The sequence below is a fragment of the Pseudomonas sp. CFBP 5748 genome (genome assembly GCF_053850495.1).
Window position 1 is genome coordinate 224,814 of the sequence record NZ_JBSPTN010000007.1, and the last position, 19,984, is coordinate 244,797.

A 19,984-nucleotide genomic window follows, 5' to 3' on the forward strand; every position below is an offset into this window, starting at 1 on the left:
TCATGTCCTTGGTGAAGCTGGAAGGCGTTTCTTTGTCTTTGAGCGGGAAAGTGCTTTTTAAGGACGTTAATTTCTCCATCCAGGCGGGAGACAAAATAGGCGTTATCGGTAATAACGGCTCTGGGAAAACTTCGTTGCTACGCAGTATTGCAAAGCATATAAATGAGCATGAAGGTATCATCGCCCATTCCAAGGGGTTGCGATGTCAATATGTAGAGCAGGGCTTTCCAGAACAATGGGATGAGTTATCTGCTTCTGGAATATTGGAAAGTTATCTATGCGATTCTGTTGATGATAGATGGAGAGTAGACTATGTGCTTGAACTATGTGGCTTTCCGAAAGACCATCGGTCGCTGCCGTTCAATCAGCTGAATGGTGGCTGGAAAAAAACGCTAATGATTGCCAAGGCAATTCTAGTAGAACCTGATCTCTTGCTGTTAGATGAGCCGACAAATCATTTGGATCAGGACCACATTGCGAACATTATACGCCTGCTTAGAGACAGTAATATCGTCCCTACATTTGTTGTGATCAGTCACAATCGTAGTTTTCTGGATTCAGTCACACAAAGTACATTAATTCTCCAGGATAGAACCATTTCCTACTTTGGTTTTTCCTTTACGCAGGCCCGGAAGCTGTTCCTGGAGCAAGAGCATGCCTCGGCGTGTTCTAGAACAGAAGTCATGAATGAGATTCAACGATTAAAGAAAAGCGCTCAGTTTCAACGTCAATTAGGGGTTAATAACTATAGTGACAAGGCGTTGCAGAAGGCTAAAAAAATAGAGAAAAGAATCAAGATTATTGAGGCTTCAGTACCCGAAAAACAAACCTCGCGTAAAGCCGGGATTACATTGGAAGTGGACGAATTCAAAGCCAGACACATTTTGCGGATCGAGGGTTTGAGGTTGTATTCAACTCCAGAGCATATGCTATTCGCCATAGAGTCCTTGGTGGTCAACAGGGGAGACCGATTGGTGATTTCTGGCGCCAATGGTTGTGGTAAGAGTACTTTGCTAAAGGCCATCATCAATGAATCGAGCCTGTCAATAAAAATGGGTCCATCGGTCAAAATTGCGGTGCTTGATCAGGAGCTTTCGTTATTACCACCCGGTGCTGAGGTGTTGGAGTTTTTTATGAATAGTTTTGAACTCGACCGACAACAGGCCATTAATAAGCTCGCGGCCTCAGGTTTTTCATATATTGAGTCTCAAAAGAAAATTGAGCAACTCAGTTACGGTGAGCGAGCACGCCTTGCGATGTTGATGCTTCGCTTAACCAACCCAAATTTTTTGATTTTAGACGAGCCAACCAATCATTTGGATATCAGCTCCCAAGAAATGCTTGAGGGTGAGATACAGCGTCTTAATGCGGCCGCATTAATAGTTTCGCATGATATTAGATTTATTGAAAATGTCGGAACTCGCTTTTTTGAGATTGCAGATGGGCGGTGTAGAGAACGTCTTTAAGACGGATCTTGGAAGGCCGCTTAATAGTTGCGCCAGTAAGTGTCGAATTTCCGGCAGATATTCTTGGAAGAATTTTTTAACGGGTTTAGTAAGTTTGGCGAGTGTTGTTGCGATATTAACGGCATCTACAAAAAGCGATGCTACGGTATTAGGCTATAGAAGCTATGGACACCTATGGAAGCGTTGATTGATTTGCAATCAGTCTGTAAAGATTATTATTTGGCCGGTGAAACGGAAGGAATTGCTCAATGGTGTAAGCAGTTAATAAAGCCAACGTATGTGCCGTTTCAGGCTTTAAGCTCTATCGATTTCCGGGTCAAGGCCGGTGCCGCGGTAGGATTTATTGGACCTAATGGGGCGGGTAAGTCCAGTTTAATAAAAATCCTGTGTGGAATTCAAAAACCTTCCTCGGGGACTGTTAGAGTTCTCGGCTTTGATCCCAGTCGCCGCGAAAGAGCGTTTCTCAAGCAAATTGGTGTTGTGTTTGGACACAAAACTTCATTGTGGTGGGATCTGCCGGTGAAGATTAGCTTGAATACCTACAAAGAGATTTACAATATTAACGATGATGATTATCGCACGCGCCTTGTTGAACTGACCGAGGCGCTAAACCTTAGTAAGGTCCTGCATAAACCTGTGCGTAACCTCAGCCTGGGTGAGCGTGTCAAATGCGAGCTGACGCTAAATCTCCTGCATGCACCGAAGTTGATTTTTTTGGATGAGCCGACGGTTGGGCTGGATGTTACGTCTAAATATGAGATCCGTAGATATCTGAATTATAAAAGAAAGGAAGATAATCTATCAGTCTTTCTTACAAGTCACGATTTGGGCGATATCGAATCCTGCTGCGACGATGCGATTATTATTGATAAAGGGAAAATACGTTTTGATGGCTCCATGCGCGAACTAAGTGCGAATTTTAAAGCGAATATAAAGTTGACTGTCAGTACGCAAGACCCCGCTTGGAGCGAGCGGGGGCTGTTGGAGTTTAAGGAGATCATCGGCAGATTTTCGAATATAAGTGTTCTTAACGATGGCGCCCATCAGGCGACTTACCTTGTCCCCAAGGCCTCTTTGAGTTCGATTTTTGAGATGTTTCGAGAGGGGGTTTACGATTTGGAGGTCTCCCCTGTGGATTTTGAAAATAATGTAGTTAATCTTTTCAAGACCTGGTCGGGTGAGTGAGTTGTGAACAGTGTTGCTTATTTAAAGCTTATGCAGGCCGGTTTGCTTTCGGTGTATAGGGACCGGTCCATGTTAATTACCGACTTGGTAATCGCCACCGGGGTGCCTTTCTTTATACAGTTTGCTATCTGGCGCTTTGTTTATACAGGCGAGCGCGCCGGTGCATTGCCTGAATATACCTTGGAAGAAACCTACCTCTATTATGTTGCGGTGTTGGCTCTCAATCGATTGAACAATGCCTACGATCTGATTGTAAGAGTCTCAACCCATGTGCATGAAGGCCGGCTAGAGGGGATATTTATAAAGCCGATTAGTTATTTTACGTACAATTTATTTGTCTTCTTTGGTGAAAGTGTTCTCTACTATATTCCTGTTCTGATTATTTCAGTTTTTGTAATGGTTACGGGAGGGGAGTGGACAGGTGTTCTTGGATTTGTCGTGCTGAGCTTGGTTAATTTGCTCTTTTGTTTCTTGCTGGGCTTTTTGATGTCATTGTCGACGTTTTGGTTAACTCGACCCGATATGACGCTTGCTTTTCAGGTTATCTTGGCCAGCGTGATCGGTGGCACGCTATTGCCTATCGCTTATTGGCCGGATTATCTGCAGCCTTTAATGAAATATAATCCTTTTCGGCTGATAATCAGTGGTCCAGCGGAGTTTTTGTTACGCCCAAGCAATGCCTTGCTTGTGGAACTTCTGTGTCTTTATGTTTTCTGGTCGGTCGTGGTGTGGCTGGCTTGCAAAGTTACATTTAGGTACGCCACTAACAGATACTCGGGAGCCGGAGGTTAAATGCATATTCTGGCGTTGCTTGGAAATGCTGTAAAAGAAGAGGCTCGCTATAAAGTTAATTTGTTTGGTGGGGTCTTGGCGCTGCTCATGCTATACGGTTTGCAGTTCGTTTTTTTTGACGTAATAAGTTCGTTTGTGATCACTGAAGAGGTCGGTATTAACTGGTTTCTTATTTTTTTCATGACGTACGCATTAGGAGGCTTGTTGGTGAGTTTTTTCAGCTCAGCCATCGCCGGTTTTTTTCGACAGCTTACTCAGGGAAGGGTCGATGTACTTTTGGTGCGGCCTGTTAACTTGTTTGTGCTGATATTGTTTAGATGGTGTCAGGTGTATTACTTATGGGTGGCTTTGTTGTTGATCGTTTTCTTTGTTCTCTCGGGGAAAATCAACTTTGAACCTTTTTTGATGAGCGCTGTTAATACGCTTGTGTATATTGTTTGTCTGGTGGTTGGCGTGCTGGCAAGTATTGCTTTTATTTTGACCTTGAACTCGTTTTCCTTTATCACGCAGCGAGACTTGCCCGTTGATTATATACATTCATCCATTTTTACATTTGCGTTGTTACCAGCGGCTTTTTATTCGAAAGTGGTCCTGTACTTTTTTGTTGCGACTTTGCCTATGATTGTATTCGCATCCGTTGCATTGGATGGGTTATATAACGGGTTGACTCCATTTGTTTTGATTTATTTTTTTGCAGTGATAATTGCCCTGTGTTTGGCTATTAAAGTCGTCTACGGGTTATTTAATCGTTTCGATAGTGTGGGGGGATGAAATAAAGAACCAGCGACGAGATCAATAGGCCTTCTTCAAGGAGGGCGGTACTGTTCATTTAAAGGGAGGGGGATAAACTCATGGCGAGGGAGCAAGCTCCCTCGCCAGAACGTCTTCGGCTTCAGAGGCTCGGGATGCAGGTTAAACCCTGAACCGCCCCACCAACGTCTGCAAATGAACCCCCAACCGCGCCAGTTCAGCGCTCGAAGCGGCAGTCTCTTCACTGGACGACGCCGTTTGCTCCGACACATCACGTACATTCAGCACACTGCGGTTGATCTCTTCGGCCACGGCACTCTGCTGCTCGGCGGCGGCGGCGATCTGTTGGTTCATCGACTGGATCGCCGAGACGGTACGGGTGATGTTTTCCAACGAGCCTCCGGCGCGACGGGTCAGTTCGACGCTGCTGTCGGTCAAGTTGCGGCTGTTGTCCAGCGTGGTCGCGACCTGTTCGGTGCCTGATTGCAGGCCGACGATCAGTTGCTCGATTTCTTCAGTGGACTTCTGAGTGCGCTGGGCCAGGCTGCGAACCTCGTCGGCCACCACGGCGAAACCACGACCGGCTTCACCGGCCCGGGCCGCCTCGATGGCGGCGTTGAGGGCCAGCAGGTTGGTTTGCTGGGCGACGGATTTGATCACATCCAGCACACTGCCGATCTTGTCGCTTTCTCGCTTCAGATCGCCCATGGCGGTGGTGGAGTTACCGACTTCGAGTGCCAGGCGTTCGATCTGGGCAATCGCTTCTCCGACCACCTTGTCGCCTTCGCGCGCCTGGGCATCGGCAGCGGCTGCGGCCTCGGAGGCTTCTTCGGCATTGCGGGCCACTTCCTGCACCGTGGCGGTCATTTCGTGCATGGCGGTGGCGACCTGGTCGGTTTCCACTTTCTGGCTGTTGACCCCGGCGCTGGTCTGTTCGGTGACTGCAGAGAGTTGCTCGGCGGCGCTGGCGATTTGCGTGACGCCCTCGCTGATGCCGCCGATCAATTGCCGCAGGCCCACGGTCATGCTCTGCATGGCGCGCTGTAGCTGGCCCAGTTCGTCGCGGCGGTCGGAGTTGAGGTTGTGGGTCAAGTCGCCCGCCGCCACACGTTCGGCGATCTTGAGGGTCTGGCCCAGGGGGCCGACGATCTGCCGGGTGATGACCAAGGCCGCGATGACACCGAACAGCAACGCGAGCACGGCAGCCGATGCCAGGAAGGTCTTGGCCTTGGCTGCGTCGTGGTCGCGAACGGCCGTCTGGGACACTGTCAGCTTTTGGCTGGCGTCGAGCAACACGTCGCCTTGTTCTGTCATGCGCTTGAGTGCAGCGGCATTGTCGATCTGGGAGTCACGGAATTGACTGACCGCTGCGCGGTAGGCGTTGATCGAGTCGTTGGCCTGTTGCAGGTTGGCGGCGTGCTCCTCGGGTACCTGCTCCGGCAAGCGGGCGAGCAGTTTGAGGACCGTGTCGATGGCCTCGAGAGCCGGTTGCTGGGCTTCGCTTTTGCCACTGTAGGTGTAGCCGCGAACTTGATAGCGCGCTTGCTGGACCGCCTTGCTCAGGGTCACAACGCTGTTGAACTGGGCGACGCTGTCGCCTTGCAGTAGCGATTTCTCCACTTCAGCGACGCGGGCCACGGCGTTGTCGGCACTGGCGCCAAGTTTGCTGCGGGCATCTTCACGGCTCACGGTGGCGCGGGTCATCTCGGCGAAGGCGCTTTTGTACTCGGCGACGGCGGCCAATTGCTTGTCGATCAGCGCTACATCGGCTGGTTGCTCGATCAGTTGGCGAGCGGTCTGGAGCCCAGCTTCGAGTTTGCCGAGCAGGTCGTTGACTTGCTGCGGGCCGTTCTCGCCCCGTGTGGTGTAGTAGTCCATGCGGGCGAGGCGCAAGTCCTTGGTCAAATCGTTCAGGCTGGCAATGAACCCCAGTTTGTCGCCACGGCTGATCACGTTACCCAAGCCGCTCCAGCCGGTGAAGGCGATCATCACGGTCAGGAACAGCACCAGGCCGAAGCCGAAACCAAGTTTTCGATTGACGCCTACGTTACCTAGCCATCGGAACATGCCGTTACTCCCTGCAGCGTTGAGTTTATATGCTGGGAGCTATATCGACCGGTTGGAAGGGATCTGTAGTGAATAGGCGTCAGTTGCTTTGCGTCGCGAGCAAGCTGCCTCGCCACGTGTTGCCGCTTTTTCGGTGCTTAGACTTTGAAACGTCCTACCAGCGTCTGCAGATGAATCCCCAGCCGCGCCAGTTCGGCGCTGGAGGCGGCGGTTTCTTCACTGGATGCCGCGGTCTGTTCGGACACATCGCGAACATTCACGACACTGCGGTTGATCTCTTCGGCCACGGCGCTCTGTTGCTCGGCCGCGGCGGCGATCTGTTGGTTCATCGACTGGATGGCCGAGACCGTGCGGGTGATGTTTTCCAGTGACCCGCCGGCGCGGCGGGTCAGTTCGACACTGCTGTCGGTCAGGTTGCGGCTGTTGTCCAGGGTGGTCGCGACTTGTTCGGTGCCCGATTGCAGGCTGCCGATCAGCGCTTCGATTTCTTCGGTGGACTTCTGGGTACGCTGGGCCAGGCTGCGCACCTCGTCGGCCACCACCGCAAAACCACGCCCGGCTTCACCGGCACGAGCCGCCTCGATGGCCGCGTTGAGAGCCAGCAGGTTGGTTTGTTGGGCCACGGACTTGATCACGTCCAGCACGCTGCCGATCTTGTCGCTTTCGCGTTTGAGATGACCCATCGCTTCGGTGGAGTTGCCCACTTCCTTGGACAGGCGTTCGATCTGGGCGATGGCTTCGCCCACCACTTTTTCGCCTTCGCGAGCTTGTTGGTCAGCGGCGACGGCCGCTTCGGAGGCTTCCTCGGCATTACGTGCCACTTCCTGCACTGTGGCGGTCATTTCGTGCATGGCAGTGGCGACCTGGTCGGTTTCCACTTTCTGGCTGTTGACCCCGGCGCTGGTCTGTTCGGTGACGGCCGAGAGCTGTTCGGCGGCGCTGGCGATTTGCGTGACGCTTTCGCTGATGCCGCCGATCAATTGGCGCAGGCCCACGGTCATGCTCTGCATGGCACGTTGCAGTTGGCCCAGTTCGTCGCGGCGCTCGGAACTGAGGTTGTGGGTCAAGTCACCTGCCGCCACGCGCTCGGCGACCTTGAGGGTCTGCTCCAGCGGGTTGACGATCTGTCGGGTGATCGCCATGGCTGCGATCACCCCGAACAGCAGGGCCAGCGCGGCGGCCGAGATGAGGAAAATGTTGGCTTGGGTTGCATCATGGTCGCGCACGGCCGTCTGGGACAGGGTGAGGTTTCCGCTGGCCTCGCGTAGCACAACCCCCAGGTCGGACATGCGCTTGATGGCGGCAGCGTTGGCGGTCTGGGCGTCATGGAACTGGCTGACCGCAGCACGATAGGTCTTGAACGATTCGCTGGCCTGTTGCAGGTTGGCGGCGTGCTCATCGGGCAGTTGGGCCGGCAGGCTGCCGAGGGTTTTCAACGCGTTATCGATGGCATCCAGGGCCGGTTGCTCGGCCTCGGCCTTGCCGCTGTAGGTATAGCCGCGAACCTGATAGCGGGCTTGCTGGATTGCCTTGCTCAGGTTTACCACGCTGTCGAACTGAGCAACGTTGTCGCTTTGCCGAATGGCGTTTTCAACGTTGGCGACGCGGGCCACGGCGTTATCGGCGTTGGCGCCCAATTTGCTGCGCGCATCCTCACGACTGGCGGTGGCGCGGATCAATTCGGCGACGGCAACTCTGTACTCGGCGACCGCCGCCAGTTGCTTGTCGATGATCGCCACGTCGGCCGGTTGCTCGATCAATTGGCGGGCGGTCTGTAGCCCAGGCTCCAATTTACCGAGGAGATCGTTGATGTCACCTGGGCCCTTTTCGCCGCGGGTCGCGTCATAATCCATGCGCGCCGAGCGCAGGTCTTTGGTCAGGTCGTTCAGGCTGGCGATGAACCCCAGCGTGTCGCCGCGTGCAATTACATTGCTCAGGCCGGTCCATCCGGTGAAAGCGATCATCAAGGTTAGGAACAGCACCAGACCGAAGCCGAAGCCGAGTTTGCGATTAACGCCTACGTTATCTAGCCATCGGAACATGCTGATACTCCCTTGAAGGGCGGAACTGCTTTGTATAAGCACTATCGGCCCATCAGGGGGTAACTGGAGAAATGAGTTAGATGAGTTTGGAATACCGTGGCAAGCCACTGGATCAGAACAGTCGTGCGAGCAGTGCTGTAACCGCGGTCTCGACCCGCAGGATCCGATCGCCCAGTTGCACCGGCTGCAGGCCTGCCTTGGCCAGCAGGTCGATCTCGTAGGGAATCCAGCCACCCTCCGGGCCGATCGCCAAGGTGACTGGCTCCGCCAGTGCTCGGGGACAGGGCGGGTAGTTGCCGGGATGACCCACCAGGCCCAAGGTGCCATCGACGATGGCGGGGAGGCGGTCTTCGACGAAGGGTTTGAAGCGCTTCTCAATGACGATTTCCGGTAACACACTGTCCCTGGCCTGTTCCAGGCCCAGAATCAGTTGCTCGCGAATGGCTTCGGGTTCCAGGAAGGGGGTCTGCCAGAAGCTCTTTTCCACGCGGTAGCTATTGACCAGCACCACGCGGGGCACGCCCATGGTGGCGATGGTCTGGAACACCCGGCGAAGCATTTTCGGGCGAGGCAGCGCCAGCACCAGTGTGAGCGGCAGTTTGGCCGGCGGTGGCTGGTCGAGGGTCACTTGCAGTTCGGCTTCGCGGGCTTCCAGGCGCAGCACCTGGGCCGTGCCCATCAAGCCGCCAATGCGTCCGACCCGCAGGCTGTCGCCGACAGCGCTGCGATGGACTTCCTGCATGTGGGTCAATCGGCGATCGCTCAGCACGACCCGGTCAGGCCCAATGAAGTCGGCCTCTTCGAGCAGCAGCAGGTTCACGCTTGGGTCGCTGGCGGCTGGTCGTTGTGATCGTCGGCCGCTGGCTCTTGTGGGTCTTCGCTGCGCTTGCGGATCAGGCCACCGAACAGGATGCCAATCTCGAACAGCAGCCACATCGGCACGGCCAGCAGGGTCTGGGAAAAGATGTCCGGCGGGGTCAGGATCATGCCGACCACGAAGCAGCCGATGATCACGTACGGACGGATTTTCTTCAGGTACGCAACGTTGACCACGCCGATCCACACTAGCAGTACCACCGCTACGGGAATTTCGAACGCCACGCCGAAGGCGAAGAACAGCGTCATGACGAAATCCAGGTAGCTGGTGATGTCGGTCATCATCTCCACGCCCGCAGGGGTGGCGGCGGCGAAGAACTTGAAGATCAGCGGAAACACGAAGAAATAGGCGAAGGCCATGCCGGTGTAGAACAACAGGATGCTGGACACCAGCAGTGGCACGGCGATGCGTTTTTCATGTTTGTACAGGCCGGGTGCGATGAACCCCCAGATCTGGTGCAGGATCACCGGGATCGCCAGGAACAGCGAGACCATCATCGTCAGCTTCAGCGGCGTCAGGAACGGCGACGACACATCGGTGGCGATCATCGTCGCGCCGACCGGCAAATACTCGCGCAGCGGCGTGGAGACGAAGGTGTAGATCTGCTGGGTGAAGGCAAACAGCCCGGCGAAAATGACGAAAACCGCCGCGACACAACGCAGCAGGCGGGTGCGCAACTCGGTGAGGTGCGATACCAGCGGCATTGGCTGGTCGTTCTCTGGGATATTGCTCATGGGGCTCGCGGCGGCAATGTAGGGTCGTTAGGAACGGCTGGCGTTGCCACCGTCGGGGCTGGCTCCAGCGGTTTCGCGGGCTCGGTTGTCGCGGGTTCGGCCACCACCGGTGCCGTGGTATTCACCGGCGCCTGGGGAGCAATCGTCGGCTGCGCCGCAGGCTGGACCGGGGTCGGTTCCTCCTGGGCCGGTGTGAAGATTTTCCGCGCTTCCTGCTCCAGGGACAGGATGTGTTCGTTGTGAAGCTGCCGACGGATGTCGTCGGCACCGATTTCACGTTCAACTTCCTGTTTGATCGCATTGAAGCTGCGCTTCAGACGCCCGATCCATAGACCAGCGGTGCGCGCAGCACCCGGCAGGCGCTCGGGGCCCAGCACCAGCAAGGCGACGAGGCCGACGAGCAGCAGTTCAGTGAAGCTGATCCCAAACATTAGTCAGTGCTCACGAGTCTTTGCGGACGGGCTCTTCGACTTTTTGTGCCTGCACGTCGATGGTGTGCGGCGCATTTACAGGCTGGGCGGCCTGAGGGGGGACCGGTTGGGTCGGCTGCGCCGATTGAGCAGGAGCGGCTGTCGGATCGGTCGGTTTTTCGTCATCGTTCATGGCTTTGCGAAAGCCCTTGATGGACTCACCGACGTCGGTGCCGAGGTTTTTCAGTTTCTTGGTGCCGAACACCAGGACCACGACAACCAGAATGACGACCCAGTGTTTCCAGTCAAAAATACCCATGTGGCTATTCCTCTTGTAAGTTGATCAGGCGGACGGACGCGAGGCTTTCTCGACGTGTCCGGATAGACCGAAACGACGGTCCAGTTCATCCAGTACGGCCTGCGGGTGCTGCCCCAGTTGGGCGAGCATGACCAGGCTGTGGAACCACAGGTCGGCGGTCTCGTAGATCACGTCGCTGCAATCGCCGCTTATGGCGGCGTCCTTGGCGGCGATGATGGTCTCCACGGACTCTTCGCCGACTTTCTCCAGAATCTTGTTCAAACCCTTATGGTACAGGCTGGCGACATAGGAACTGTCGGCCGCGGCGCCCTTGCGCTCTTCCAGCACCTGGGCCAGGCGGATAAGGGTGTCACTCATGGGTATGTCCTGAATAAATGGCATGCGGGTCCTTGAGCACCGGGTCGACGGTTTTCCAGTCGCCGTTCTCGAAGACGCGATAAAAGCAGCTTTGACGGCCAGTGTGGCAGGCAATTTCACCGACTTGTTCGACCATCAGGATGATGACGTCGCCGTCGCAATCCAGGCGCATCTCGTGCAGATGCTGCACATGCCCGGACTCTTCACCTTTGCGCCACAGCTTGCCACGGGAACGTGACCAATAGATGGCGCGGTTCTCGGCGGCGGTCAGGGACAGCGCTTCGCGGTTCATCCAGGCCATCATCAGCACGCGCCCGGTCTTGTGATCCTGGGCGATGGCCGGCACCAGGCCGTCAGCGTCCCATTTGATCTCGTCCTGCCAGTTTTTCATCTTCGACTCCGACAATGGGCCGCGCACTTCAAGTCGGCGGGCCCAGCGTTGAAACAGTGTGCCAGCGCGAACCGGTGCTGGCTATCGGCGAACGACCAGATACAAACCGACGATTATCATGATACCGGCCGGCCAGTGCCCCAGTTGGCTCAACGGCCCACCAGTCGCCAATACCGCCCCGCCCCCCAGGTGAGCCGCACCCAGCAGGCGCAGGAGCCAGTCGTCCCGGCGCTTATGCCAGGGTGGCGCAGGATCGTGGGCATGCGGCTGGGACATGCGTTCGAGCAGGTCGCGGGTCATGTTGGCCAGGTGCGGGATCTGCTCGAACTGGCTCTGCACGTTGCCCAGTAAGGTGCGCGGGCTGACGCGCTCACGCATCCAGCGTTCGAGGAACGGCTGGGCGGTGTTCCACAGGTCCAGGTCCGGGTACAGCTGGCGCCCGAGGCCCTCGATGTTCAGCAGGGTTTTCTGCAGCAGCACCAGCTGTGGCTGAACCTCCATGTTGAAGCGCCGTGCGGTCTGGAATAGGCGCATCAGCACTTGGCCGAAGGAAATATCCTTTAACGGTTTTTCGAAAATCGGTTCGCATACGGTGCGGATCGCCGCTTCGAATTCGTTGAGCTTGGTCTCGGCCGGCACCCAGCCGGAGTCGATGTGCAGTTGTGCGACACGCCGGTAGTCGCGCTTGAAAAAGGCGAACAGGTTGCGCGCCAGGTAATCCTGGTCTTCGGGGGTCAGGCTGCCGACGATGCCGCAGTCAATCGCAATGTATTGCGGGCTCCACGGCTGCACGGTGCTGACGAAGATGTTGCCGGGGTGCATGTCGGCGTGAAAGAAGCTGTCGCGAAACACCTGGGTGAAAAAGATTTCCACGCCGCGCTCGGCCAGCAGTTTCATGTCGGTGCGCTGGTCGGCCAGGGTCGCCAGGTCGGTGACCTGGATGCCGTAGATGCGCTCCATCACCAACACTTTCGGGCGGCACCAGTCCCAGTAGACTTGCGGCACATAGAGCAGCGGGGAGCCTTCGAAGTTGCGGCGCAACTGGCTGGCGTTGGCGGCTTCGCGCAGCAGGTCGAGCTCGTCGTAGATGGTCTTTTCGTAATCCTGGACCACGTCCACCGGATGCAGCAACCGTGCGTCGGCCGACAGCCGCTCGGCGGCGCGGGCGAGGATGAACAGCCACGCCAGGTCCTGGGCGATGATCGGCTTGAGGCCCGGGCGGATGACCTTGACTACCACTTCTTCGCCGCTCTTGAGCTGCGCCGCGTGAACCTGGGCCACGGAGGCCGAGGCCAGGGGCTCGACGTCGAAACGGCTGAAGACCTCGCTGATCTTCTTGCCCAGTTGCTCTTCGATCAACGCCACCGATACCTTGGAATCGAACGGTGGCACACGGTCTTGCAACTTCATCAGTTCATCGGCGATGTCTTCAGGCAACAGATCGCGCCGGGTCGAGAGGATCTGTCCGAACTTGATGAAGATCGGGCCCAGGTCCTGCAGGGCCAGGCGCAGGCGCGCGCCGCGGCTCAGCTCCAGCGTTCGGCGGGGAAACCAGCGCCACGGCAGCACGAAGCGCAGTGCCAGGAGAAACCAGGGCAGCGGCAGGGCGAACAGCAGGTCATCGAGGCGGTAGCGAATCACGACGCGCTGGATGCGCAACAAACGGCGGACGGCAAGCAGCTTCATGCGTTATCGCTTGGTTTCAAGGGTTCGGGAAAGGCGCTCGAAACGCGCCTCGAGACGTTCCAGGTCAAGTTTGATCTGGTCCAGTTCATTAAAACGGGCTTGCGCTTCGCGTTGACCTACGAGAGTACGCGATTCTTCGGCCAGGTATTCACTCAGATTCTGCCCCAGGCTGGCGAAGCCCTGGCGATACCAGCGGCTGCGGCTGCGCAGATGACCGCTTAGCAATTGTGTGGCCACCGGACCGATCCAGCGGGACACTTCGTATTCCCAATCCAGCTCCAGGTCCTGGAGAATCGCCGCCAGTTCCAGCAGCACGCCGCTGTCGCCGTCGAGCTCCACGTCGGGGCTGTGCAGCACCGCGGTCTTGTCCTTGCTCAGGGCCAGGCTCAGCAGGCTCGACGCCGGGGCGCGCAAGGTGCAGTCCGCTTCGGCTGCCCAATGCGCGGCGGGCAACAGGCCTTCGTCGCTGGGCAGGATGAACAACTGCAACGCCGGACTACGGCAGTCGAGGGCAATCACTTTGCCGCTCAAGTGCGCCAGGCGCGCTAGCGCCGTGCTGTCCAGGCGCAGCACGCGGTTGATACCGAGTTCGACGCTGGCGAGCAGGCCGGTGAGCAGCATCAGGGTTTGATACCGCGGTGCAGGGCCACGATGCCTGCGGTCATGTTGTGGTAGGTCACGCGGTCGAAACCGGCCTCGACCATCATCGATTTCAGGGTTTCCTGATTCGGGTGCATGCGGATCGATTCGGCCAGGTAACGATAGCTTTCCGAGTCGTTGGTGATCAGCTTGCCCATCAGCGGCATGAACGCGAATGAGTAGGCGTCGTAGGCCTTGGACATCAGCGCGTTGGTCGGTTTGGAGAATTCCAGCACCAACAGGCGGCCACCGGGCTTGAGCACCCGCAACATCGAACGCAGGGCGTCTTCCTTGTGGGTGACGTTGCGCAGGCCGAAAGCGATGGTCACGCAGTCGAAATGGTTGTCGGGGAACGGCAGTTTTTCAGCGTCCGCCTGGACGAACTCGACATTGCCGGCCACACCCAGGTCCAGCAGGCGGTCGCGACCGACCTTGAGCATGGACTCGTTGATGTCGGCGAGCACCACCTGGCCGGTCGGTCCGACGATGTGGGAAAACTTCTTCGTCAGGTCGCCCGTACCGCCGGCGATATCCAGCACACGATTGCCGCTGCGCACGCCCGACAGTTCAATCGCGAAACGCTTCCACAGACGGTGCATGCCGCCCGAGAGCAGGTCGTTCATCAAGTCATACTTGGCGGCTACCGAGTGGAAAACCTCAGCGACTTTTTCCGCCTTCTGGCTTTCCGGCACGTTCTTGAAGCCGAAGTGAGTGGTGGGTTCGGCATCGCTGCCTTTGCGCTGATCAGTCATATCGCGGTCACCAAAAAAGAATGCGGGACATTCTAATCCCGGTGGAGGGCTTTGTCTTGGCAAGGCTGCAGGTAAGATGAGCCATCGCCGGGACGTTTTGACGCAGCCTTGGTCTGAAACGTACAGGCAAGTCTCGATAAAACAGGAGTCATCAGATGGCCCGTATAACGGTTGAGCGTGCCCATGAGTTGGGCAAGGAAGCGGCACGTGAGAAAGCCGACAAGTTGGCGCAGAAGCTGTCCGACAGCTATGGCCTGGAGCCGCATTGGGTGGGCGATACCTTGAAACTCAAGCGTTCCGGGGTCAAGGGCGAAGTGCATGTGGGCGAGGATTCGATCCGCGTCGATGTAGAGCTGGGCATGTTGATGTCGGCCATGAGCGGCACGATCAAGGCGGAAATCGAAAAGGCGTTGGATAAGGCGTTGGCCTGATTGGATGGAAGAGTGGGTGGATACAACGCTTAATTTCACCACCTACTCTGCGGGAGCGGGCTTGCTCGCTCCCACAGAGAAGTCATCGCCAATAGGATGTCTGTCAGTTGTTAGGGTGCCCTTTCTAAATATTCTCACTACTTTGTGCCTGAGCCCGTCCGTGTGCGGGCAGTTCCTCAAACCTGTTTTCGAGTGAGGTGCACCATGGCCAAAGTTATTCTGAAGAAAAAAACCGACGTTGAATCTTCCACGCTCAGCGACGTGAAAACGTACGCGCGCAAGATCTGGCTGGCGGGCCTGGGCGCCTACACCAAGGTCGGGCAGGAAGGTACCGAGTACTTTCAGGAGCTGGTAAAAGCTGGCGAAGTTATTGAAAAAAAAGGCAAAAAGAACATTGCCGGAAAACTTGAAGCAGCCAACAGCGAGTTGAGTGAAGTCAAGACAGACGTCAATACTTTCAAGGCCCGGGTTGAAGTGCAGCTCGATAAAGTCGAGAAGGTATTTGATGCCCGTGTTGCAAGTGCCTTGAATCGTATCGGCATTCCGTCTAAACATGACGTTGAGACACTCTCTGCTAAGCTCGATGAGCTGACAGCATTGCTCGAACGTGTCGCGCGTAAACATTAAGGAGAACGGGATGGCTGGTAAAAAAATCACCGAAAAAGAAGGCAGCTCGTGGGCTGGGAAGATTGAAAAATACTCCCGCAAAATCTGGCTTGCTGGTTTAGGCGTGTACTCGAAGATCGACACTGACGGCAGCAAGCTCTTCGAGGCCCTGGTTAAGGACGGCGAGAAGGCCGAAAAACTCACCAAGACGGCGGTCGGCAAACAAGTCGATGCGGCCAAGGACTCTGCCGAGTCCGCCAAGTCGCGAATTGGCGGCGTGAAGGATCGGGCACTGGGCAAGTGGGACGAACTGGAAGGGGCTTTCGACAAGCGCCTGAACAGTGCGATCTCGCGTCTGGGCGTGCCGAGCCGCAATGAAGTCAAGGCGCTGCACAGCAAGGTCGATACCCTGACCAAGCAGATCGAAAAACTCACTGGGGCCAAGGTCGCACCGGTAGCGACCAAGACAGCAGCAGCCAAGCCGGCCACCAAAGCGGCGGCCAAGCCACTGGTCAAGGCCGCGGCAAAAGCCGTCGCCAAACCGGCGGCAAAAGCAGTGGCCAAGCCAGCGGCTAAAACCGCTGCTGCCAAGCCTGCCGCGAAAGCTGCTGCCAAACCGGTAGCGGCCAAGCCCGCGGTCAAAGCGGCAGCCAAGCCAGCCGCTAAAACTGTGGCGGCCAAACCTGCTGCGGCCAAACCTGCAGCGAAACCAGCCGCCAAGCCTGCGGCAAAAGCGGCTGCCAAACCTGCCGTGGCGAAAAAACCGGCGGTGAAAAAACCGACCGCGCCAAAAGTAGCTGCACCGAAGGCGCCGACCGCGGCCGCCAAGCCGGTGACCCCGACGAGCACAGCGAACTCCGCCGCAGCTCCGACCCCAGTCGCCACTCCGACTACCGCGCCGGCTCCATCGACGCCTCCCACCCAGTCCTGATTTTTAAGGACACGCAAAAACGCCCGGCCTGTGAAGGTCGGGCGTTTTTATTTGAGTGTGCGTTTGAATGTACAGCAGATCCAAATGTGGGAGCGGGCTTGCTCGCTCCCACAGGTTACTTATTCGTGCTCTTCCAAGTACCGCAATGCCAGTCGCTCGGTCGCCACCTTGGTCGCTGGCGGGAGGTGCGGCGCCACCAGCATCATGATCTGGTAGACCACCAGCCGGACTTCGCCCTCGCGATCGAGGATCCGCTGATAGTCCAGCGAGAACAGCAAGGTCATGGTGATCTGTTCGACCAACTGTCCCAGCGCCTGGGTGTCGCTGACCAGCATGCCCTGGGCCTTGAGCTGCGCCAGCAGCGATGCCAGGGTGCGCTTCAGGGCATTGAGCAACTGACGGATGCCCTTGGCCAGTTTCGGCAGGCGCCCGGCCAGGTTCGACAGGTCCTGGAACAGAAACCGGTACTGCGCCAGGCGCTCGACGATCAGGTGCAGGAATAGCCAGTAGTCTTCCGGCGCCAATTGCACATCGGCGGGTGGGTCCAGCAGTGGTGCCAGCTCGGCCTGGAATCGCTCGAACAGCCCGAGGATCAGCGGTTCCTTTCCATGAAAGTGGTAGTAGAGGTTGCCGGGGCTGATGCCCATTTCGTTGGCAACTTCCATGGTGGAAACATTCGGTTCGCCCTTGTCATTGAATAACTGCAGGGCGCATTCAAGGATGCGGTCGCGGGTTTTCATCCGGTCTTCTTAGTGATGGAGTCGTGCCACGACCGCCAACCCGGTCGTGGAGTGAGGCGTTCAGCGCACGCGCACATAGGTTCCGGGAGCCGCTTCCTGGGGGGGGTAGTTGGCGTTGCCCAGGGTCATCAGGGTTTCATGCTGGGCACCGGAGCGTTCCTGGATCCAGCTCAGCCATGGGGTCCACCAACTGCCGTCGACGTGCTTGGCGTCGTAGTACCAGGCCCGTGGATCGCTGCTCAGTTTCGGGCTTTCAACGTAATTGGCCTTGGGGTTGTTCGGCGGGTTGAGGATGCTCTGGACGTGACCGCTGTTGGACAGCACGAAGCGCCGTTCGCCACCGAGTAGCAGCGTCGAGCGATACACCGCATCCCACGGCGTGATGTGGTCGTTGATACCGGCCACGCTGAAACTGTCCACCGTCACTTTCTGCAGGTCTATCGGCGTGCCGCAGACCTCCAGGCCGCCAGGGTGGGTAAGGGGGTTGTGCTTGAAGAAGTCCAGCAGGTCGCCGTGCAGGGCTGCTGGCAGCCGGGTGCAGTCGTTGTTCCAGTAGAGGATGTCGAAGGCTGGCGGTTCCTTGCCCAGCAGATAGTTATTGATGAAGTACGTCCAGATCAGGTCGTTGGGGCGCATCCAGGCGAATACCCGGGCCAGATCGCGGCCATCGAGGATGCCTTTCTGGTAGGAGCGCCGTTTGGCGGCTTCGAGGGTCTGCTCATCGATGAACAGCGTGGCGGGGCTGTCGATCTGGCTGTCCAGCAGGCTCACCAGGTAGGTGGCGCTCGCCACCCGGCGTAGCTGACGTTTGGCTTGCAGGTGGCCTTGCAGGGCTGCAATGGTCATTCCGCCGGCGCAGGCACCCATCAGGTTGACCTCGCGGGCCCCCGTGATCGCCCGGCAGACGTTCATGGCCTCTTCCGTGGCCTCGACGTAGCTGGACAGGCCCCATTCGCGGTGGCGCACGTCAGGGTTGCGCCAGCTGATGATGAACACCTGCAAGCCGTTTTTCAGGGCGTACTGGACGAAGCTGTTGGAGGGGCTCAGGTCGAAGATGTAGAACTTGTTGATCTGCGGCGGCACGATCAGCAGTGGTTTGGCGTACTGCTTTTCGCTCATGGACTTGTACTGGATCAGCTCCAGCATCTCATTGCGAAACACCACCGCGCCGGGGGTGGTGGCCAGACTCTTGCCGACTTCGAAGGCATGGGGCGTGGTTTGTCGCGGCAAGCCGTCGTTGTGCAGCAGGTCGTCCACCATGTGGCTGATGCCACGCACCAGGCTGCTGCCGCCGGAGTTGAACAGTTCCTTGAGTGCCAGCGGGTTGAGCAAGGTGTTGGAGGGCGATACGGCGTCATTGAGCAGGGCGAAGGCAAAATGCGCGCGGGCACGGTCATCCGGGTTCATGTCGCTTTCGTCGATCCAGCTGCAGACCTGTTTCTGCCAGCTCAGGTATGCCTGCAGGCTGCGGCTGTAGAACGGATTGAGCTGCCAGGTGGGATCGGCGAAGCGCTGGTCGTTGGGGTTGGTAGGGTGCAGGGTTTCTCCCAGCAGCACACGGCCCAACTGGCTGCCCAACCGCAATGCATGCCGGGCGCTGTGAATCGGGTTGCGCAAGCCGTGTGCGGCTACGCTGCGCAAAGTAGACAGCAGGTCCCTGCCGCGCAGGCCAGTGATTGCACTTTGTGCATTGATGAAGTTGGCAGGGGTGGGCATGGAGCCCTTCGCCGGTTTGTCGCGCATGAGTCAACTCCTTCGTCATCAAGCTAAAAACAAACACACCGAACCAGACAACATAGTCGCTGTTTCGGGTTGTTGCGCGATCCGGCGTCCTGCCAGGCGCTATGGGTGGTGTCAGCCACCACCCTGTGGCGCGGGATGCGGGTGCATGACCGCGCGCTGACGTTCTTCCTCCAGAAACTTCATGATGATCGGTGCCACGGCCTCGGCCCGGGTAATCAGGAACAGATGGCCATCATCGATAATGTGCAGCTGGGCGTTGGGAATGCGCCAGGCCAGCATGCGCATGTTGATCAGCGGGATCAGCGGGTCATCGTCGCCGGCCAGCACCAGGGTCGGCTGGTGGATCTTGTGCAGCCAGTGGATGCTGGTCCAGCCCAGGCCGGCGAACAGTTGCCAGTAATAACCGAGCTTGCCCGCCGAACGGACCTTGGCCGCGTGACTGGCCGCCAGGCTCGGGTCGCGACGGAACGAGCCGCCGTAGATCAGCGGGGCGATACGCATCACATGGGATGGCTGAACATAGCGCCGGGGGCTGGCCATCATCCACAGCACTTTCGGCTTGCCCGGGACCATCACCGCTCCGGCGGCGGTGGCCGCCAGTACCAGTTTCTTGCAGCGCTCAGGGTAGTCATAGGCGAACTGCTGGGCCAGGGCACCACCCCAGGACACACCGATCACGTTGACCTGCCCATAGTCGAGGTAATCGAGCATGCGCGCGGTGAGTTTCGCCAGGCCTGGAAAGCGATACGGCCGGTTGGGCGTCGACGAACCGCCGACACCGGGCACATCGAAGGCGATGACTTCCAGGTCCGGGTCCAGAGCCTCGATGAACGGGAATACCAGTTCCAGGTTGGCGCCGATGCCATTGAAAATCAGCAGGGGCGTCAAGTGAGGCTTGCCGGGACGTACCGCGGTGCGCAAGGTCTGGCCATCCAGATCGACGGTACGGAAAATGTACGGTTGCGGCATGCTTCAAGCCCTGTGGGTCATGTCTCGGTTTACCTGTGTTCGATCTGTCAGACCGAGTCGCTGCCTTCGCGAGCAAGCCCGCTCCCACATGGGGTTC

20 protein-coding genes and 1 pseudogene are annotated in these 19,984 nt (G+C 57.5%); 7 read left to right on the forward strand and 14 right to left on the reverse strand.

All coding sequences use genetic code 11. From position 1 onward, the window contains the following. Positions 1-2: 2 nt before the first annotated feature. The 4 genes from ACWNZ1_RS18120 (at position 3) to ACWNZ1_RS18135 (ending at position 4,214) form a co-directional block, all read left to right on the forward strand. Entirely contained in the window at positions 3-1,466 is a 1,464-nt protein-coding gene (locus ACWNZ1_RS18120; protein ID WP_135843281.1) for an ABC-F family ATP-binding cassette domain-containing protein, read from the forward strand. 174 nt (positions 1,467-1,640) lie between these two features. Continuing rightward, positions 1,641-2,651: an ABC transporter ATP-binding protein gene (locus ACWNZ1_RS18125; protein ID WP_256454099.1), complete on the forward strand. Its 1,011-nt coding sequence runs from the start codon at positions 1,641-1,643 to the stop codon at positions 2,649-2,651. A gap of 69 nt (positions 2,652-2,720) precedes the next feature. Next, a complete protein-coding gene (locus ACWNZ1_RS18130) occupies positions 2,721-3,443 on the forward strand; it encodes an ABC-2 family transporter protein (RefSeq protein ID WP_265072612.1) in 723 nt (240 codons plus the stop codon). Further along, positions 3,444-4,214: an ABC-2 family transporter protein gene (locus ACWNZ1_RS18135; RefSeq protein WP_256454101.1), complete on the forward strand. Its 771-nt coding sequence runs from the start codon at positions 3,444-3,446 to the stop codon at positions 4,212-4,214. 141 nt (positions 4,215-4,355) lie between these two features. Here ACWNZ1_RS18135 and ACWNZ1_RS18140 read toward each other — a convergent pair whose 3' ends face one another. The 11 genes and pseudogenes from ACWNZ1_RS18140 to ubiE all read right to left on the reverse strand — a co-directional run bounded on the left by ACWNZ1_RS18140 (position 4,356) and on the right by ubiE (position 14,467). Then, positions 4,356-6,260: a methyl-accepting chemotaxis protein gene (locus ACWNZ1_RS18140; protein WP_135843285.1), complete on the reverse strand. Its 1,905-nt coding sequence runs from the start codon at positions 6,258-6,260 to the stop codon at positions 4,356-4,358. Between the two features lie 137 nt (positions 6,261-6,397). Beyond that, positions 6,398-8,302, reverse strand: coding sequence for a methyl-accepting chemotaxis protein (locus ACWNZ1_RS18145; RefSeq protein WP_135843286.1), 1,905 nt, complete (start codon positions 8,300-8,302; stop codon positions 6,398-6,400). 112 nt (positions 8,303-8,414) lie between these two features. Then, a complete protein-coding gene (locus ACWNZ1_RS18150; RefSeq protein WP_135843287.1) occupies positions 8,415-9,122 on the reverse strand; it encodes a 16S rRNA (uracil(1498)-N(3))-methyltransferase in 708 nt (235 codons plus the stop codon). Then, positions 9,119-9,913, reverse strand: a complete 795-nt coding sequence (tatC, locus tag ACWNZ1_RS18155; protein WP_135843288.1) for a twin-arginine translocase subunit TatC — start codon at positions 9,911-9,913, stop codon at positions 9,119-9,121. The genes ACWNZ1_RS18150 and tatC overlap by 4 nt, the downstream gene beginning before the upstream one ends. Further along, a complete protein-coding gene (tatB, locus tag ACWNZ1_RS18160) occupies positions 9,910-10,344 on the reverse strand; it encodes a Sec-independent protein translocase protein TatB (protein WP_135843289.1) in 435 nt (144 codons plus the stop codon). Before tatB ends, tatC begins: the two co-directional genes overlap by 4 nt. A gap of 10 nt (positions 10,345-10,354) precedes the next feature. Beyond that, positions 10,355-10,642 (reverse strand): twin-arginine translocase TatA/TatE family subunit, encoded by a 288-nt coding sequence (locus ACWNZ1_RS18165; protein WP_135843290.1) that lies wholly within the window; start codon positions 10,640-10,642, stop codon positions 10,355-10,357. A gap of 24 nt (positions 10,643-10,666) precedes the next feature. Further along, positions 10,667-10,999 carry a phosphoribosyl-ATP diphosphatase gene (locus tag ACWNZ1_RS18170; protein WP_134922501.1) on the reverse strand — a complete coding sequence of 111 codons (333 nt, stop codon included), beginning with the start codon at positions 10,997-10,999 and terminating at the stop codon, positions 10,667-10,669. Beyond that, positions 10,992-11,390 (reverse strand): phosphoribosyl-AMP cyclohydrolase, encoded by a 399-nt coding sequence (hisI, locus tag ACWNZ1_RS18175; protein WP_135843291.1) that lies wholly within the window; start codon positions 11,388-11,390, stop codon positions 10,992-10,994. The genes ACWNZ1_RS18170 and hisI overlap by 8 nt, the downstream gene beginning before the upstream one ends. Before the next feature lie 81 nt (positions 11,391-11,471). Beyond that, entirely contained in the window at positions 11,472-13,076 is a 1,605-nt protein-coding gene (ubiB, locus tag ACWNZ1_RS18180; protein WP_135843292.1) for a ubiquinone biosynthesis regulatory protein kinase UbiB, read from the reverse strand. Beyond that, positions 13,073-13,697, reverse strand: a pseudogene (locus tag ACWNZ1_RS18185) (ubiquinone biosynthesis accessory factor UbiJ). Before ACWNZ1_RS18185 ends, ubiB begins: the two are co-directional and overlap by 4 nt. Beyond that, a complete protein-coding gene (gene ubiE, locus ACWNZ1_RS18190; protein WP_003196937.1) occupies positions 13,697-14,467 on the reverse strand; it encodes a bifunctional demethylmenaquinone methyltransferase/2-methoxy-6-polyprenyl-1,4-benzoquinol methylase UbiE in 771 nt (256 codons plus the stop codon). Before ubiE ends, ACWNZ1_RS18185 begins: the two are co-directional and overlap by 1 nt. Positions 14,468-14,622: 155 nt before the next feature. On the opposite strand from ubiE, the gene ACWNZ1_RS18195 reads away from it, so the two are divergent. From ACWNZ1_RS18195 to ACWNZ1_RS18205, 3 genes are all read left to right on the forward strand, one after another. Beyond that, positions 14,623-14,898 (forward strand): polyhydroxyalkanoic acid system family protein, encoded by a 276-nt coding sequence (locus tag ACWNZ1_RS18195; protein WP_256454103.1) that lies wholly within the window; start codon positions 14,623-14,625, stop codon positions 14,896-14,898. 204 nt (positions 14,899-15,102) lie between these two features. Next, positions 15,103-15,525, forward strand: coding sequence for a phasin family protein (locus ACWNZ1_RS18200; RefSeq protein ID WP_135843295.1), 423 nt, complete (start codon positions 15,103-15,105; stop codon positions 15,523-15,525). 10 nt (positions 15,526-15,535) lie between these two features. Then, the gene (locus ACWNZ1_RS18205; protein WP_135843296.1) at positions 15,536-16,435 is read left to right on the forward strand and encodes a phasin family protein; all 900 of its coding nucleotides are present in this window, start codon (positions 15,536-15,538) and stop codon (positions 16,433-16,435) included. Positions 16,436-16,554: 119 nt separating this feature from the next. Here ACWNZ1_RS18205 and ACWNZ1_RS18210 read toward each other — a convergent pair whose 3' ends face one another. The 3 genes from ACWNZ1_RS18210 to phaZ all read right to left on the reverse strand — a co-directional run bounded on the left by ACWNZ1_RS18210 (position 16,555) and on the right by phaZ (position 19,887). After that, positions 16,555-17,175, reverse strand: coding sequence for a TetR/AcrR family transcriptional regulator (locus ACWNZ1_RS18210; protein ID WP_135843297.1), 621 nt, complete (start codon positions 17,173-17,175; stop codon positions 16,555-16,557). Between the two features lie 60 nt (positions 17,176-17,235). After that, positions 17,236-18,918, reverse strand: a complete 1,683-nt coding sequence (gene phaC, locus ACWNZ1_RS18215) for a class II poly(R)-hydroxyalkanoic acid synthase (protein WP_135843298.1) — start codon at positions 18,916-18,918, stop codon at positions 17,236-17,238. A 111-nt stretch (positions 18,919-19,029) separates the two neighbouring features. Continuing rightward, positions 19,030-19,887, reverse strand: coding sequence for a poly(3-hydroxyalkanoate) depolymerase (gene phaZ / locus ACWNZ1_RS18220; RefSeq protein WP_135843299.1), 858 nt, complete (start codon positions 19,885-19,887; stop codon positions 19,030-19,032). Between the last annotated feature and the right edge of the window lie 97 nt (positions 19,888-19,984).

What these genes read in the sequence shown, in the direction of transcription:
- ACWNZ1_RS18170 (WP_134922501.1), bottom strand. Translation starts at nt 10,999, where the DNA reads ATGAGTGACACCCTTATCCGCCTGGCCCAGGTGCTGGAAGAGCGCAAG.
- ACWNZ1_RS18125 (WP_256454099.1), top strand. Translation starts at nt 1,641, where the DNA reads ATGGAAGCGTTGATTGATTTGCAATCAGTCTGTAAAGATTATTATTTG.
- ACWNZ1_RS18165 (WP_135843290.1), bottom strand. Translation starts at nt 10,642, where the DNA reads ATGGGTATTTTTGACTGGAAACACTGGGTCGTCATTCTGGTTGTCGTG.
- ACWNZ1_RS18200 (WP_135843295.1), top strand. Translation starts at nt 15,103, where the DNA reads ATGGCCAAAGTTATTCTGAAGAAAAAAACCGACGTTGAATCTTCCACG.
- phaZ (WP_135843299.1), bottom strand. Translation starts at nt 19,887, where the DNA reads ATGCCGCAACCGTACATTTTCCGTACCGTCGATCTGGATGGCCAGACC.
- phaC (WP_135843298.1), bottom strand. Translation starts at nt 18,918, where the DNA reads ATGCGCGACAAACCGGCGAAGGGCTCCATGCCCACCCCTGCCAACTTC.
- ACWNZ1_RS18135 (WP_256454101.1), top strand. Translation starts at nt 3,444, where the DNA reads ATGCATATTCTGGCGTTGCTTGGAAATGCTGTAAAAGAAGAGGCTCGC.
- tatC (WP_135843288.1), bottom strand. Translation starts at nt 9,913, where the DNA reads ATGAGCAATATCCCAGAGAACGACCAGCCAATGCCGCTGGTATCGCAC.
- ACWNZ1_RS18205 (WP_135843296.1), top strand. Translation starts at nt 15,536, where the DNA reads ATGGCTGGTAAAAAAATCACCGAAAAAGAAGGCAGCTCGTGGGCTGGG.
- ACWNZ1_RS18120 (WP_135843281.1), top strand. Translation starts at nt 3, where the DNA reads ATGTCCTTGGTGAAGCTGGAAGGCGTTTCTTTGTCTTTGAGCGGGAAA.
- ACWNZ1_RS18210 (WP_135843297.1), bottom strand. Translation starts at nt 17,175, where the DNA reads ATGAAAACCCGCGACCGCATCCTTGAATGCGCCCTGCAGTTATTCAAT.
- ACWNZ1_RS18130 (WP_265072612.1), top strand. Translation starts at nt 2,721, where the DNA reads ATGTTAATTACCGACTTGGTAATCGCCACCGGGGTGCCTTTCTTTATA.
- hisI (WP_135843291.1), bottom strand. Translation starts at nt 11,390, where the DNA reads ATGAAAAACTGGCAGGACGAGATCAAATGGGACGCTGACGGCCTGGTG.
- ubiE (WP_003196937.1), bottom strand. Translation starts at nt 14,467, where the DNA reads ATGACTGATCAGCGCAAAGGCAGCGATGCCGAACCCACCACTCACTTC.
- ACWNZ1_RS18145 (WP_135843286.1), bottom strand. Translation starts at nt 8,302, where the DNA reads ATGTTCCGATGGCTAGATAACGTAGGCGTTAATCGCAAACTCGGCTTC.
- tatB (WP_135843289.1), bottom strand. Translation starts at nt 10,344, where the DNA reads ATGTTTGGGATCAGCTTCACTGAACTGCTGCTCGTCGGCCTCGTCGCC.
- ubiB (WP_135843292.1), bottom strand. Translation starts at nt 13,076, where the DNA reads ATGAAGCTGCTTGCCGTCCGCCGTTTGTTGCGCATCCAGCGCGTCGTG.
- ACWNZ1_RS18140 (WP_135843285.1), bottom strand. Translation starts at nt 6,260, where the DNA reads ATGTTCCGATGGCTAGGTAACGTAGGCGTCAATCGAAAACTTGGTTTC.
- ACWNZ1_RS18195 (WP_256454103.1), top strand. Translation starts at nt 14,623, where the DNA reads ATGGCCCGTATAACGGTTGAGCGTGCCCATGAGTTGGGCAAGGAAGCG.